We start from the raw sequence: 14,260 nt of genomic DNA on the forward strand, positions 1-14,260 counted from the left end.
TTTCCACTCTCCAATTACCGGACGATCGAGCCGTGATGCGGTCTCTCGACACCCTCATCCCGCTGCGGTCCAAGCCCGAGGCCGGCCGCTCCCCCGTGGGCGAGGAAGTGGGCGCCGCCCCCGGCTTCGAGGCGATGCTCGGCGCCCTCGAGAGCGGGGCGCCACAGCGCGGCGAGGCCGCGACGGGTGAACCCGAAGCCGGAGCGGACAAGCCCGCCGCCTCCGCAAGCGAAACGCCTCTCGCCCCCGGCACCGAACCCGGTTCCGCCCTTCAGGCACTGATGGCGCTCGCCGGCCCCGCCGCACCCCTCTTCGCTCCCGCCCCCTCCGCCGGGGTCGAGGCCATGGTGCAGCGCGCCGCGGCCCGGTCCGGCTCACGAGCCGACACGATTTCGGCGGAGACGACGGGACCGGTCTCGGTGGTCGGCCTGGAGACGCATTTTGCGCCCGTTCGGCCGCGCGGATCGGCGCCTTCGCTGTCGGACGCCCCGGGCCTCGGGAAGGTGGCGGGCGAACGCTCCGCACCGGCAGCCAACCCGGCCCCCGTCGGCACCGGTGCCGCGCCGGAAATCCCGGCCGCGGAGTCGGGCGCGCGCGCCACCTCGATTCTCCCGGATGCATCCGATGCGGATACGGCACCAAGAGAATCCGCTGATCGGTCGGCTCCGGTTCGGGAGCAGCAAATGGCGGGGTTCCGCTCCCCCGCGGGAGGACCGTCGGCCACCGACACCCCGCCGGAGCCGGCAGGCATGTTCGGGCTTGGACGCGATACCCGCACCGATGAGGCGGCCGGCCTCGTATCGCCGCAGCCGGCAACGCCTCGTCCGACGATGTCCGACGCGGCGCGAAGCTCCGACATGCGCGCCGCCGCGCCGCCGCTCGGCGAGTCGCCACAGCCCGGGCAACCGGGATTTGAACAAGCCTCTCCAACCGGGTCGGCAGCGGTCGAAGCCGCTCCGGCCCAAGCTGCGATGCCCGCGTCCCCTCAAGGCCAAGCGGGAGGCGGGCGCACCATCCGACCCGCCGGCACGACCGATGCGACGGCTCTCTCCCGGTCCGTCGAACCGGCGGCGGCCGATGCCTCGGAGCCGTCGCCCCTGCTCCAACCCGGCGCAACGGGCCCGGCCGAGCGCGGTCCCGAACCTGGGCGGCCACACCCGAGCGGAAGCGATCGAGCGGCTCCAAACTCGTTCGTCGGACCGGCGGCCGCGGATGTCTCCGAACCGTCCACAATGCCCCGACCCGGCGCGACGCCACCGGCCGAGCGCGGTCCCGAACCGCAGAGGGCGCATCCGGCCGGCGGCGCGCGCGGCGAACCGATTGCGGAACAGGCAGCCCCATCGATGCCGGGCACGGAGGTCGAGCCCCGGCGAGGTCAGGCGAAAGCGGGTGCCGCGACCGAACTGCCCGGCGCCGAAGCGCCGGTCCCGGAGGCACCGTCCGTCGAACCGGCGGCGCACGAGACCGCGGCCGCACCAGTTCCGACGCCGGGCTCGCCGCTGCGCCAGATCGTCGACGCGATCTCGGCCCAATTGCCCGCGGCACCCGCCGCCCTGGCCCGTCCGATCCCTGTCCCGGGCGAGGCCGGGCCGCTGAAGATCCTCACGCTCCAGCTCCATCCGGCCGAACTCGGCTCAGTGCTGGTGCGAATGCGCCTGCAGGACGGACGCCTCGAGATGAACCTGCGCACCAGCCGCGATGAGACCGCCGAGCGGCTGCGCAAGGAGGGCGATCTGCTCTCCGGCCTGCTGCGCGAGGCCGGGTACGAGCCTGAGGCGGTGACGATCCAGGGCGGCGGCACCGGATCGGGCGAGTCCGGCCCGCGCGGCCAGGGCTTCGGCGCCTTCGCGGAGTCGCAAGGCGGCCAGCACGACGGACAGCCGGGCGCGGCGACGCAAGATCATTCGGGCCGACGCCCGTCCCCCCACGCGGACGAGGCCGCGAAGCCCAGAGAGGAGCAGGAGCATGAGACGGATTCTGGCGGGCGCGATCGCGGCAGCCTGTATCTCTAGCGCCGTCGGAACGGACGCGGCGACCGCACATTCCGCCGATCGGCAAGCGGGTTCGGCTCACGCGAGCACGGCCGGCGACGGCATGGTCGCCGCGCCCGCACGCGGCGAGCCCGCAGCTACCTCCCGGATCTGCGAGCGCCAGATGGCGCAGGCCGCCGCCAAGTACGGGGTGCCGCTCGGCATGCTCTACGCGGTCGGGCTGACGGAGAGCGGCAAGCGCGGCTCGCTCCAGCCCTACGCCATGAACATCCAGGGCAAAGCCTATTTCGGCACCAGCGCCGGCGACGTGGTGCAGCGCCTCACGCAGGCGCAGCGCGAGGGCGTGCGCCTGGTCGATCTCGGCTGCATGCAGATCAACCACCACTATCACCGGGCGAAGTTCGCCTCGCTGGAGGCGATGATCGATCCGGCCCAAAACGTGGAATACGCCACCCGCTTCCTGAAGGAGCTGAAGGAGCGCGAGGGCAGCTGGACGCTGGCCGTGGCGCGCTACCATGCAGGCCCCAACAACAACCCGGCGCAGAAGGTCTACGTGTGCCGCGTCATCACCAACATGGTCGCGACCGGCTTCGGCAACTGGACGCCGGGGGCGAAGGCGTTTTGCCAGTAGCCGGGCTCACCCGACGTAGGTGTAGCCCATGTAGCGCTTGGCCTCGATCGGATCGTGGCCGAGACGCTCAGCGAGCTTCTTGCGCAGCTTGCTTACGTGGCCCTCGATGACGCTCTCCTCGACGCCGTTGCTGTAGACGCCGTAGACCACGTTGAAGACCTGCGTCTTGGTGAGCCGGCGCCCGCGGTTGCGCACGAGGTATTCGAGGATGTGGCGCTCCCGCCGCGGCAGGGAGAGCGGAACGCCGTCGATCTCGGGGTCGCGGCCGTCGTGGAAGACCTTGAGCCGCTCGACCGCTCCGGCCTCGCCGCCCGTCCCGGCCTCCGCCTCGCCCGCGGGAGCTTGAGACGCCCCTTGCGCAGCGTTGACCCGGCGCCAGATCGCCTCGGACCGGGCCAGGATCTCGCGGACATGGACGGGCTTGGGCAGCACGTCGTCGATGCCGGCTTCGAGGAGTTCGACGGTCTGCTCGAGCGAGCGCAGGTCGGCCAGGGCGATGATCGGCGCACGGGACTGCTTGCGGATGACGCCCGCGCATTTCGCCCGCTCCTCGAAATCGCCGAGGAGGAAACCCTGGATCGCCTCGACATCGCTGCGGGAGGCCGCCCTGAGCCAGCTCAGGAATTCGTCGGGCATGAGCGCGAACGAGGAGATCCCCTCACGCTCGAAGCTGGCCTTGTAACCCGCCTTCACCGTGTCGCGCGGATCGACCAGAAAATACATCGGCGATCATCCCCCTGATCCGGCCCGCTCCGTGAACCGAGCGGTGTCGCAGCGCGTCGGGCCGAGTCGCCTCTCGGACGCCGGGTCGCCGCAGCGGGGTATCCATGTCGTAGCGCGGCGGGAGGGTCAATCACGCGCGCGTGATCACCACGATGCCGCCCGAATTCCCATTGCGCGCGTTGCATTCGGGCACAACTCAGGCGTTTCCCACCCGGGCTTGGTCGAGGGCGCTGGCGAAGCCGTCCAGCCCGATCGCGGCGGTGTTCTCGGCGACGATGCGCTGGATCGCGACGCCCGCGAACAGGTCGTCGAGTACCAGCTTGAAGAACACCGTCACGGGCTCGCTCGCGAATTCCAGATCGAGGACGACCTGCATGGAATTGCCCCAGTCGAGGCTCACGTCGGCCCCGTCGGCATAGGTCAGGACCGAATCCTTGAAGAACAGCTCGGCGGAGGAGGCGACGAGGTCGGCGATGTTGCCGTGCCGCTGCCCACGGATCCAGCCGATCAGCACGGCGCCGTCGAGCAGGCACAGCTCGGCGATGAAGCCGCGCAGCGCCTGGGCGAAGAGTTCCTCGGCCGCCGCGAAGGCGTTGGGCGGCATCGGCAATGCGGGCGCGAAACGGTGAACCTGGGGGGTCATCGGGCTCTCGCGAAAAGGAAGAAAAGGATCTGCGCCACGGCGCGGTAAAATTCGGCGGGAATCGTCTGATCGACCTGCACAGCATCGTACAGCGACCTTGCGAGAGGCTTGTCCTCGATCACCGCGATGCCCTTTTCCTCGGCGATCGCCCGGATGCGCAGCGCGATGAGATCCTGGCCCTTGGCGAGCACGAGGGGGGCCGGGTTTTCGGCCGGCTCGTAGCGCAGGGCCACCGCGAAGTGGGTCGGGTTGGCGATCACCACGGTCGCCCGGTCGACATTGGCGAGCATCCGGTTGCGGGCGCGGTCCTGGGCGAGCGAACGCAGCCGGGCCTTGATGAAGGGATCGCCCTCGGTCTGCTTGTGCTCGTCTTTGATGTCCTGGCGCGACATCCGGAGCGAGCGCTGCCAGCGCAGCCGCGCCCAGACGAGGTCGCCCGCCACGATGACGATGGTGGCGATGGCCACCGCCGACACGAGCCGGATCGAGACCGTCAGGATCAGTTCGGGCAACTGGCTCGGATCGACGAACATGGCGTTCACGGCTCTTGTCCGCTCCGAGCGAAGGAGCAGAAGGGCGACGACACTGACCGACAGGAATTTAACGAGGGATTTCAGGAACTCGACCTGACCCGAGGTCCCGAAGATTCGTGAGAAGCCCGCCATCGGCGAGACCCGTGACCATTTCGGCGTGATCCGGTCGAGGACGAGGCGCGGCAGGTTCTGGAGCAGCGAGGCGGCGAGGCTGCAGACCGCCAGGATCAGCAGGATCGGCAGAAGGAAGCGGCCCGCCGCCAGCGCCACCCGGCTGAGCAGCAGCATGGCATCCCCGCCGGTCTCCAGGGAGAAGCCGCGCGGATCGTCGAGGAGCGGCGCGAAATCCCTCGCGAGCTGCGCCGCCTGACCGCGGGCGAACAGCGCCAGCGCGATCAGCAGGCCCAGCGTCGAGGCGAAGACCGGCGCCTCGCGCGAGAACGGAATGTCGCCCTTCTCGATCGCCTCCCGCACACGCCGCTCCGTGGCGGCTTCGGTCTTGCTCTCCTTGTCCTCGCCGTCCGCCACGCCTCAGCCCCGCAGGCGAGCGCGACGGCGGCGCGGGTCAGCGGATGAGCGCCTCATCCTCGCCTCCCGGATTGATCTCGATCTCCCCGCGCCCGGCCATCTCCATGGCCAGATCGGTGATGGAGCGGCGCGCCTCCAGCACGTCGCGCTGCGCCGCCGGCTCGCCGCCGTTCAGTTCGTGCTCGACCATGCGGCGCACCCGGGCCGAGAGGGCGCCGAGGACGGTGGTGCGGAAGTCGGCGTCCGTGCCCTTGAGCGCCAGCACCAGCCGGTCGTTGGGCACGGCATCGAACAGGGTGGTGCGCGCGCGCGGCGCCAGCTTGACGATGTCGTCGAAGGTGAAGAGCAGGCCCTTGAGGATCTCCACCGATTTCGGGCGCGACTTGCCGAGACTGGTCAGCACGTCGTCCATCTGCTGGCGCTCCATCTTGTTGATGATGTCGGCCATCTTGGCGTGCGTGTCGGCGCCGGAATTGCGCGCGCCGTTGATCATGAAGTCCTCGTGCAGGGTCTTCTCGATGGCCTGCAGCACGTCGTCGACGATCGGCTTGACGCTCAGCATCCGCCGCATCACCGTGTTGCGTAAGGGGGCCGGCAGGTGTCCCATCACCTTGGCGGCGGTGGCGGGTTTGACCTTCGAGAGGATGAGCGCCGCGGTCTGGGGATGCTCCTTGACGAGGTAGCTCGCCAGGACGCTCTCCTGCACGGTGCCGAGCCGCTCCCATATCGAGCGGGTGGCGCCGCCGCGCAGATCGGCGAGGATGTCCGCGATCTGATCGGCCGGCAGCAGGCCGCTGAGCAGCTTTTCGACCTCGCCCGCGGTGCCGATCAGGCTGTTGCCGGCAGAGAACTCGGCGGAAAAGGTTTCCACCACCGTGTCGAGCTGCTCGGGGCTGACCGCGCCGAGATTGGAGGCCGAGCGGGTGATGCGCTTGAGCTCATCCGGCTCGAAATACTTGATGAGCCGCCCGGCTGCGGGCTTGCCCATGGCGAGCAGGAGCGCCGCCACCTGATCGACGGGGTCGAGCCGCCGGGCCGCCGCGCGGGTGGCGAGGGCGCCCGGAGGTACGGCGTCCGCTGGAAGGGGGCTCGATGCCATGGTGGCGCGCTTGCCCCGAGACTCAGCTGTTCTGATCGGCGGCGGAGGGGCCGACCACCTCGGTCAGCGACACGCCGAAGCGGGAGTTGTCTTCCTCGACGATGACGATCTCGCCCCGGGCGATGACCCGGCCGTTGACCATCACGTCCACGGGCTCGCCGACCCGGTGGTCGAGGGGCACGACGGCCCCGCGCCCGAGCTTCATCAGGTCGGCCACCGGCATGGTCGCGGAGCCCAGAACGACCTGCATCAGCACCGGGATGCGCAGGATCGAATCGAGGTTGCGCCCGTCGCCGACGCGGGGCTCGGTGCCGGCGAGATCGGTCTCGGGGAAGGGGCTGCTGCTCATCGCTCGGGCTCGTGGGGTCGGCTTGGCCTCGGAGACGGTCTAGCGGGTCTGGCTGACGCGAGGCTGGTGCCGGATGCGTCGGATTTCGCCGATCCCACCCACGCCCTCCCCCTGGCCAGCGGCGCAGAGCGACGCCCTCGAAGGGTTTGCCGAGACACGCGCGGGATCAGGAGGCCCCATCAAAGCCGCTTTGCAGCACCTCAGGGCGAGGTGACGGCTGCGGGTGCCGGTCTTCAGCGCGAGGTCACAGGAACCTCACGCCTTCTCGGAACGCGCCGCCAGGAGCGCCGCCCGCGAAGCCTCCAGCGCGTCGAGCGCAGCCCGCGCTTCCTCGATCTTGAGGCTCAGGGCCTCCAGAACCTCGCGGCCCTCCTCCTTGAAGGAGCGAACCGCCTCGCCGGCCTGCGTCAGCGCCACACCGGAGGCGGCGACCGCCGCACCGTACTCGGCCTGGGTCCGGTCGAGGCGCTTGAGCTTCAGGTACATCGGCACCACGCAGGCGCTCGTGGCGACGAGCGCGACGAGGAGTATGCCGTCAACCAGCGAGCCCATGGCCGCCCTCCTTCTCCGGATTGATCGCGTCCTCCACCCGCAGGACGTAGGCGCCCTGCGACTGCCCGGCCCGGCACCAGAACAGCGGCCGGTCATTGCCTTCGAGCTTGATCCGGGTGGCGGGCGTCGCGTCCAGGCCGATCACTTGCCCGACCTTCAGCCCGGCGATCTCGCCGAGCGTCAGGTGGCGCTCCTCGAGCACGGCGCGCAGGCGCACGGTGGTCTTCTGCACCTCCGCCGCGATCTGCTCGGCCCAGCGCGGATCGCGGGCGGCGGATTCACCGGTCAGCACCTTGCCCAGCGCCGGGCGCAGCGGGTTGAGCACCGTCTGCGGGATGATGAGGAACATCTCGCCGCCGCGGTTGAGCGCCTGGAGCAGGAACTTGGCCTGCACCGCCTTGTTGGAGCGCCGGCCGATCACCGCGAATTCCATCCGCGTCTCCGTCCGCTCCAGCCGGAAGGCCGTCCGCGAGACGAGGCCGAAGGAGGATTCGAGCGCCTTGCCGACCTGCTCGAACACCATCTGCGCGATGCGCAGTTCGATGGCGGAGAAAGTGCGCTCGTCCTCGACCGGCGGCTCGGAGCCGTCGGAGCCGAACAGTACCTCGACCATGGTGTAGATGAAGTCGCGGTCGAGCCCGACCAGCACGTGCCCATCCCAGTCGGGCGCCTGGAAGATGCCGACCACCGCGTTCGCGTCGTAGGCGTCGAGGAACTCGCCGAAGCGCCCGCTCTCGACGCCGTTGAGCGAGTAGAAGGTCGGGGAGGCGGCCAGATGCTTGGCCGCATCGCTGCAGGCGGTGGCGAGGCGGTCGAACACCACGTGGAGCATCGGCAGCCGGTCGAGCGACAGGCCGCCGGCTTCCTGGATCCGGGCGCGGATGTCGGCCGCGGGCTTGGTTGCGGTCACGAAGGGCGGAAGTTCAGGACCGGGCGCGGCCTCGGGCAGCGCGTCGAAGGCTTGGTCGGTCCGATCGGAGGTCTGGGTCTCGTCCATCTGGAAAAAACCCTCAGGCCGCGGCCGGCTCGGCGCGGGCGCCCGGCACGGTGGCGCTCTCGACCTCGTCGATGGTCGGGCGGTCGCCGCCGGCGATGCCCTTGCGTCCGTGCTCGATCGCGACCTGCGGCAGCGCGCCGTTCATGTAGGCGATCAGGCTCTGCTTCACGATGGTGTAGACGCTGCACTGCTTCTCGCGCACGCCCTTGATCTTCACGGCGAGCGGGGCGAGCATTCCGTAGGAGGCGAACACGCCGATGAAGGTGCCGACCAGCGCGGCGCCGATCAGGCCGCCGAGGATCTGCGGCGACTGGTCCAGCGCCCCCATCGCCTTCACGATGCCGAGCACCGCCGCGACGATGCCGAGCGCCGGCAGCGCCTCCGCCACGGTGTTGATCGCGGCATAGGGCTTGAGCTTGTACTTCTTGTGCGTGCCGATCTCCTCCTCCATCAGCGCCTCGATCTCGTGGGAGCGGGCGTTGCCGATGAGGATCAGGCGGCAATAGTCGCAGATGAACAAGACCAGATCCTGATCCTTGGTCACCTCGGGATAGTTCTTGAAGATCTCGGAATTGGCCGGATCGTCGAAATGCGTCTCGACCTCGTTGCGCGGCTTGGTCTTCAGCTCGCGCATCAGGGCGTGCAGCAGCCCGAGCAGCGAGAGGAAGTCCTGGCGCTTGGGGCCCTTGTTGGTGAAGGCCTCCATCGTCGCCTTGCCGGAATCGACCACGGTCTTCATCGGGTTGGCGATGACGAAGGTGCCCGCCGCCATGCCGAAGATGATGACGAACTCCCAGGGCTGCCAGATCACGATCAGGTGCCCGCCCATGGCGACGAAGCCGCCGAGCATGCAGCCGATCGCGATGACAAGGCCGACGAGGATGCCCATGAGGAAGGCTCCGGAGACAACCGTTTGCGGGGACGGGCATCGGCAGGCGACGCCCCTTCGAGCCGCAGCGAATAGGCGCGGTGGCTTGCGCGGAGCTTTGTGGGGCGATGCGGCGCCCCGGCTTGGAGGTGGGCCCGCGAGCGCATAACTGAGGCTCGAACCCCACCTTCCGACGAAACCGGAGCGCCTCCTTGGCCCAGACCGACGATCGCCTGCCGCAGATGCACGCCACCACGATCCTGATGGTCCGGAAGGGGGGCCGGGTGGTGATCGGCGGCGACGGTCAGGTCAGCCTCGGCCAGACCATCGTGAAGGGCAATGCCCGCAAGGTCCGGCGGCTGGCCAAGGGCACCGTGATCGGCGGGTTCGCGGGGGCGACCGCCGACGCCTTCACCCTGTTCGAGCGGCTGGAAGCCAAGCTGGAGCAGTATCCCGGCCAGCTCACCCGCGCCTGCGTCGAACTCACCAAGGATTGGCGCACGGACCGCTACCTGCGCCGGTTGGAGGCGATGATGCTGGTGGCTGATCGTGAGGTGAGCCTGCTGCTGTCCGGCTCCGGCGACGTGCTGGAGCCCGAGACCGGCGTCATGGCGATCGGCTCGGGAGGCAACTACGCCCTGTCCGCCGCCCGCGCCCTTGAAGACGGCGACCTCGACGCCGAGGCGATCGTGCGCCGCTCGATGAAGATCGCCGCCGAGATCTGCGTCTACACCAACGGCAACCTCGTGATCGAAACGCTCGACGCGGCCTGAGGCGCGGGCGCCCTGGAAAGGCGGGCTATGCCCGCTTAGATCGACCTATCGGGGAAGGTGTCGCGCCGGTCGCGTAGCCCCGGACAATCCAAAAAACGGCCGCAGGAGCCCGATGACCACCTTCTCTCCCCGCGAGATCGTCTCCGAGCTCGACCGCTTCATCGTCGGCCAGAAGGATGCCAAGCGCGCCGTCGCCATCGCCTTGCGCAACCGCTGGCGCCGGCAGCAGCTCCAGGGCCCGCTGCGGGACGAGGTCGCGCCCAAGAACATCCTGATGATCGGGCCGACGGGCTGCGGCAAGACCGAGATCGCCCGGCGGCTGGCCCGGCTCGCCGGCGCGCCCTTCCTCAAGATCGAGGCCACGAAGTTCACCGAGGTCGGCTATGTCGGCCGCGACGTGGAGCAGATCGTGCGCGACCTCGTGGAGGTCGGCATCGGTTTGACGCGGGAGGAAAAGCGCAAGTCGGTCAAGGCCAAGGCGGAGGCGGCGGCCGAGTCCCGCATCCTCGACGCGCTGGTCGGCCCCACCGCGAGCCAAGCGACCCGCGAGAGCTTCCGCAAGAAGCTGCGGGCCGGCGAGCTCGACGACAAGGAAGTGGAGATCGAACTCGCGGCCGGCGGATCGCAGGGCCTGCCGATGTTCGAGATCCCCGGGATGCCCGGCGCCTCCATGGGCGCGATCAACCTGTCCGACATGCTCGGCAAGGCGCTCGGCGGCCAGCGCGGCAAGCCGCGCCGCATCACCGTCGCGGACGCCCACGCTCCCCTGATCGCCGAGGAGAGCGACAAGCTCGTGGACGACGACGCCCTGACCCGCGAGGCGATCCGCGAGGTCGAAGACAACGGCATCGTCTTCCTCGACGAGATCGACAAGATCTGCGCCCGGGAAGGCCGCTCCGGTGCGGACGTGTCCCGCGAGGGCGTGCAGCGCGACCTGCTGCCCTTGATCGAGGGCACCACGGTGGCGACGAAGCACGGGCCGGTGAAGACCGACCACATCCTGTTCATCGCGTCGGGCGCCTTCCACGTCTCCAAGCCCTCCGACCTTTTGCCCGAGTTGCAGGGCCGCCTGCCGATCCGGGTCGAGCTGCAACCGCTCACGGTCGAGGATTTCAAGCAGATCCTCACCGCGACGGAAGCGAGCCTGATCAAGCAGACGGTGGCGCTGATGCAGACCGAGGGTGTCACCCTCGACTTCACCGAGGATGCCATCGACGCGCTCGCCCGCGTGGCGGTCGAAGTGAACGGCACGGTGGAGAATATCGGAGCCCGCCGCCTGCAGACCGTGCTGGAGCGGGTGATCGACGAGATCTCGTTCACGGCGACCGACCGCTCCGGCGAGACGGTGCCGATCGATGCGGCCTACGTGCGCGACCGGGTGCAGGATCTCGCCTCGAACGCGGATCTCAGCCGCTTCATCCTGTGATCGCGTGAGCCGAGGGAGCGGTCCCGGCGGCGCCGGCCTGCCCATCCTCGCACTCGTGGCGGCGATGGTGTCGATCCAGAGCGGTGCGGCGCTCGCCAAGGGATTGTTTCCGGTCGTCGGCGCGGCGGGCGTCACGACGCTCCGAGTCGGCTTCTCGGCGCTGATCCTGCTCGCCGTCTGGCGGCCCTGGCGGCGCAGCCCGGAGCGCGGAGAGATCGGCGCCATCGCGCTCTACGGCGCGGCGCTCGGGCTCATGAACCTGCTGTTCTACCTGGCGCTGCGCACGATCCCCCTCGGCGTCGCGGTGGCCATCGAGTTCACGGGTCCGCTGGCCGTCGCGCTTTTCGGCTCCCGCCGGGCGCTCGACTTCGCCTGGATCGGGCTCGCGGTGCTCGGGCTCGGCCTGCTGCTGCCGCTGGGCGAGACGAGTACCCTCGATCCGACCGGCGCCGCTTTGGCGCTGGGCGCGGGCCTGTGCTGGGCGGGCTACATCGTGTTCGGCCAGCGCGCCGGCCGGGCCGGCGGCGGGCGGGCCGTGGCCCTCGGCATGGCGGTCGCTGCCCTCGTCGTGGCACCCGTCGGGATCGCGGAGGCCGGCGCGGATCTGCTCGTCCCCGCCACCTTCGGGACAGGCCTCGTCATCGCCGTGATGTCGAGCGCCTTGCCCTATTCCCTCGAAATGTTCGCGCTGACCCGCCTGCCCCGCCCGGCCTTCGGCGTGTTGATGAGCCTCGAACCGGCGGTGGCCGCGCTCGCCGCCCTCGCCCTGCTCGGAGAGCGCCTGACGCTCGTGCAATGGGGCGCGATCGGCTGCATCGTGGCGGCCTCGGCGGGGATCACGGTGATGGGTCGGCGGCGCGCCGACGACAACCGCTGACTTCCTTCAAGAGAGATCGGCGTTCAGAACCTCATCAACGGTCGTGAGGATCGTCTCGACATCCCCCGCTGTGGGCTCAAAGGCCAAGTCGCCGTGGACGAGGCGGTTTCTGAGGGGGACCAGATGGCGGAGACGTCGCTCCGTCTCAGGCTCGATCATGCCGTCCATTGCCAGAGTCTGGACGACGGTGCCCGGCATGCGGGCTTGGCTTTCCGCTCCGTCACGACGCGCACGGAGTGCGGCCTCCAGAAGAGACCAACCCATGATGAAGGCTGCGCGACGATCGCCTTGCGTCGTGAGCCTCCGTACGTCTTCGACTGCTCGCCGGACGACATCCGGCGCGACCGGCGCGATCGTGTCGGCCGAGTGCGGGTCCGATCCCCTATAGAACACGCGAAACTGCCAGTCCGGCTGTCCATCGAAGCGACGCTTGATGTCCGATAACGCTCGCTGCGAGGTCAGGCTCGGCTGTTGTTTAACTTCGATGACAATGTTGCTGCCGGCCTTCTGGGCAAGCGCGTCCGGAACGTAGGATCCGAGGAAACTGGGCAACTGCTTCGGATCGGGCTCCGCGGTGAAGGCGAATCCTTCCTCCTCGAAGCGCCGACGCAAGGTGTCGATGAACTGTCGCTCGGCATCCGGTCGAAGCGATCGAACCTGTTCCATCACAGGAGCCTCCAACTCAGGTCGTCGTCGATCCTGACGTAGACCGTGGGCCGCGGGACATCCAGGGCTTCAGCTAGTTGCGCACTCGGATCGGAGAAAATCCACTCCACATCGGGCTCGAACTTCTGGATGAGGACGCGCTCGACATCGTTATCGGTCATGCAGGCCACATGGATCAGCGCATCCATGATCGGCTTGACGATATTGTCGATGTCACCTTCCATCTGCAAAGCCGCGAAGTAGTAGATCGTTAGACTGAGTGGGCGGCGATCGAGAAAACCTAGCGGATCGGTCTCTTCAATCCGCGCACGCGCCGCTTGCCTGACCTCCGACTTCCACCGCTCCTTGGACCGTCCACTTGCTTGGAGTGAGATCGGCGTGGAGGCAACGAAGAACTCGAGCGGATAAATCGTATCCTGATCAGCCAAGGTCACGCTTGCCTTCGCGGCTCGCACGGCCGTTGGACGAAGCTACCACTCAATCTCGCGCACCACAACTTAAGAGAGTAGAGAGAGCGATCTATCCCTCCCAAACCTGCCCCGGCCGCAACGCCAAAAACCGCTCCGGCGGCAGGCTCGCCGCCGCGAGCGCTTCGCCCAAGGCCTCGACCGGCCGCTCGATGCCCTCGTCGGTGAGCTTGAATGTGCCCCAGTGGTGGCCGAGCGCCTGATCGGCGCCGAGCAGGGTCAGGGCCTCCACCGCATCGGCCGGATTCATGTGCTGGGGCTGCATGAACCAGCGCGGTTCGTAGGCGCCGATGGGCAGGGTGGCGAGCCGCGGCGGGCCGAACCGGGCGCGGATCTCGCGAAAGATCGCGCCGTCGCCGAGGCCGGTATCGCCGACATGGTAGTGCACGCCCCGCGGCGTGGTGAGCAGGAAGGCGCACCACAGGGCCATGCGCCGGTCGTTCAGGCCGCGGGCCGACCAGTGGTTGGCGGGGGTGAGATGGGCGGTGATGCCCGCGCCGAGATCGACCGACTCGCCCCAGTCGCGGGTCTCGACATGCAGGGTGTCGTCGTAGCCGCGCACGATCGCGTCGTTGCCGAGCGGCGCCACGATCAGCGGCTGATGGTCCTGCCAGAGCCGGGCGACGGTCGGGCCGTCGAGATGGTCGTAGTGATTGTGGGTGATCAGCACCGCATCGATGGGCGGCAGGTCGGCATAGGCGATGCCCGGCGGATTGACCCGCTTGGGGCCGGCGAAGCGGAACGGGCTCGCACGCTTGGAAAAGACCGGATCGACCAGGATGTTGCGGCCCGCCACCTGGAACAGGCAGCTGGCATGGCCGATCAGCACGACGCGCAGGCCCTGCACCCGCTCCGGCGGCTTGTCCGCCGGGAACGGACTCGGGAAGCTGCCGGGCCAGGCCTCGGGCTTGCCGGTCCTGCGCCAGCGGGCGAGATCGCCGAGCGACTTGTCCGGCGGCTGGTTCGGGGCGTGGAAGCGCAGGCCGTCGAAGTGGTCGCTCTTGGGCCCGCGGTAATACGGATTCTTTCCGCGTCGGCGGGCAGCGTAGCCGACCCCGCCCAGCGTCATCACCGTGGCCGCGCTGGCGACCGTGAGCAGGCCACGCTTCTTCATACGGCCAAGATGGCCCGGCCCCG

The 14,260-nt window shown here is 69.1% G+C and carries 16 protein-coding genes; 5 read left to right on the plus strand and 11 right to left on the minus strand.

All coding sequences use genetic code 11. The features are described from left to right. The first annotated feature begins 35 nt into the window (after window positions 1-35). Both BY998_RS05845 and BY998_RS05850 read left to right on the plus strand, forming a co-directional pair. Window positions 36-2,012, plus strand: a complete 1,977-nt coding sequence (locus BY998_RS05845) for a flagellar hook-length control protein FliK (RefSeq protein ID WP_110350694.1) — start codon at window positions 36-38, stop codon at window positions 2,010-2,012. Continuing rightward, complete coding sequence (locus BY998_RS05850; protein ID WP_181425438.1) at window positions 1,966-2,622, plus strand: transglycosylase SLT domain-containing protein; 657 nt, start codon at window positions 1,966-1,968, stop codon at window positions 2,620-2,622. The genes BY998_RS05845 and BY998_RS05850 overlap by 47 nt, the downstream gene beginning before the upstream one ends. Window positions 2,623-2,628: 6 nt before the next feature. On the opposite strand, the gene BY998_RS05855 is transcribed toward BY998_RS05850, so the two are convergent. The 8 genes from BY998_RS05855 to motA all read right to left on the minus strand — a co-directional run bounded on the left by BY998_RS05855 (window position 2,629) and on the right by motA (window position 8,935). Beyond that, window positions 2,629-3,345, minus strand: a complete 717-nt coding sequence (locus BY998_RS05855) for a response regulator transcription factor (RefSeq protein WP_110350695.1) — start codon at window positions 3,343-3,345, stop codon at window positions 2,629-2,631. A gap of 196 nt (window positions 3,346-3,541) precedes the next feature. After that, entirely contained in the window at window positions 3,542-3,988 is a 447-nt protein-coding gene (locus BY998_RS05860; RefSeq protein ID WP_110350696.1) for a hypothetical protein, read from the minus strand. After that, complete coding sequence (gene flhB, locus BY998_RS05865; protein WP_110350697.1) at window positions 3,985-5,049, minus strand: flagellar biosynthesis protein FlhB; 1,065 nt, start codon at window positions 5,047-5,049, stop codon at window positions 3,985-3,987. Before flhB ends, BY998_RS05860 begins: the two co-directional genes overlap by 4 nt. Before the next feature lie 37 nt (window positions 5,050-5,086). Continuing rightward, window positions 5,087-6,148 carry a flagellar motor switch protein FliG gene (locus BY998_RS05870; RefSeq protein ID WP_110350698.1) on the minus strand — a complete coding sequence of 354 codons (1,062 nt, stop codon included), beginning with the start codon at window positions 6,146-6,148 and terminating at the stop codon, window positions 5,087-5,089. Between the two features lie 22 nt (window positions 6,149-6,170). Beyond that, window positions 6,171-6,497, minus strand: coding sequence for a flagellar motor switch protein FliN (gene fliN / locus BY998_RS05875; protein ID WP_110350699.1), 327 nt, complete (start codon window positions 6,495-6,497; stop codon window positions 6,171-6,173). A gap of 255 nt (window positions 6,498-6,752) precedes the next feature. Further along, on the minus strand, window positions 6,753-7,049 hold the full coding sequence (locus BY998_RS05880; RefSeq protein WP_110350700.1) for a hypothetical protein: 297 nt from the start codon (window positions 7,047-7,049) through the stop codon (window positions 6,753-6,755). Then, complete coding sequence (locus BY998_RS05885; protein WP_110350701.1) at window positions 7,033-8,046, minus strand: FliM/FliN family flagellar motor switch protein; 1,014 nt, start codon at window positions 8,044-8,046, stop codon at window positions 7,033-7,035. Before BY998_RS05885 ends, BY998_RS05880 begins: the two co-directional genes overlap by 17 nt. A gap of 13 nt (window positions 8,047-8,059) precedes the next feature. Beyond that, window positions 8,060-8,935 (minus strand): flagellar motor stator protein MotA, encoded by an 876-nt coding sequence (gene motA / locus BY998_RS05890; protein WP_110350702.1) that lies wholly within the window; start codon window positions 8,933-8,935, stop codon window positions 8,060-8,062. Between the two features lie 191 nt (window positions 8,936-9,126). On the opposite strand from motA, the gene hslV reads away from it, so the two are divergent. From hslV to BY998_RS05905, 3 genes are all read left to right on the plus strand, one after another. After that, complete coding sequence (gene hslV, locus BY998_RS05895; protein WP_181425439.1) at window positions 9,127-9,687, plus strand: ATP-dependent protease subunit HslV; 561 nt, start codon at window positions 9,127-9,129, stop codon at window positions 9,685-9,687. Between the two features lie 112 nt (window positions 9,688-9,799). Next, complete coding sequence (hslU, locus tag BY998_RS05900; protein ID WP_110350703.1) at window positions 9,800-11,113, plus strand: ATP-dependent protease ATPase subunit HslU; 1,314 nt, start codon at window positions 9,800-9,802, stop codon at window positions 11,111-11,113. Between the two features lie 64 nt (window positions 11,114-11,177). Next, complete coding sequence (locus BY998_RS05905) at window positions 11,178-11,990, plus strand: EamA family transporter (protein ID WP_110350953.1); 813 nt, start codon at window positions 11,178-11,180, stop codon at window positions 11,988-11,990. A 6-nt stretch (window positions 11,991-11,996) separates the two neighbouring features. On the opposite strand, the gene BY998_RS05910 is transcribed toward BY998_RS05905, so the two are convergent. The 3 genes from BY998_RS05910 to BY998_RS05920 all read right to left on the minus strand — a co-directional run bounded on the left by BY998_RS05910 (window position 11,997) and on the right by BY998_RS05920 (window position 14,237). Further along, the gene (locus BY998_RS05910) at window positions 11,997-12,656 is read right to left on the minus strand and encodes a hypothetical protein (protein WP_110350704.1); all 660 of its coding nucleotides are present in this window, start codon (window positions 12,654-12,656) and stop codon (window positions 11,997-11,999) included. Then, a complete protein-coding gene (locus BY998_RS05915; protein WP_245421490.1) occupies window positions 12,656-13,090 on the minus strand; it encodes a RusA family crossover junction endodeoxyribonuclease in 435 nt (144 codons plus the stop codon). The genes BY998_RS05910 and BY998_RS05915 overlap by 1 nt, the downstream gene beginning before the upstream one ends. 85 nt (window positions 13,091-13,175) lie before the next feature. Next, window positions 13,176-14,237, minus strand: coding sequence for an MBL fold metallo-hydrolase (locus BY998_RS05920; RefSeq protein ID WP_110350705.1), 1,062 nt, complete (start codon window positions 14,235-14,237; stop codon window positions 13,176-13,178). Between the last annotated feature and the right edge of the window lie 23 nt (window positions 14,238-14,260).

Origin of the sequence: Methylobacterium sp. B4 (assembly GCF_003201865.1) — a bacterium.
Lineage (GTDB): Bacteria > Pseudomonadota > Alphaproteobacteria > Rhizobiales > Beijerinckiaceae > Methylobacterium.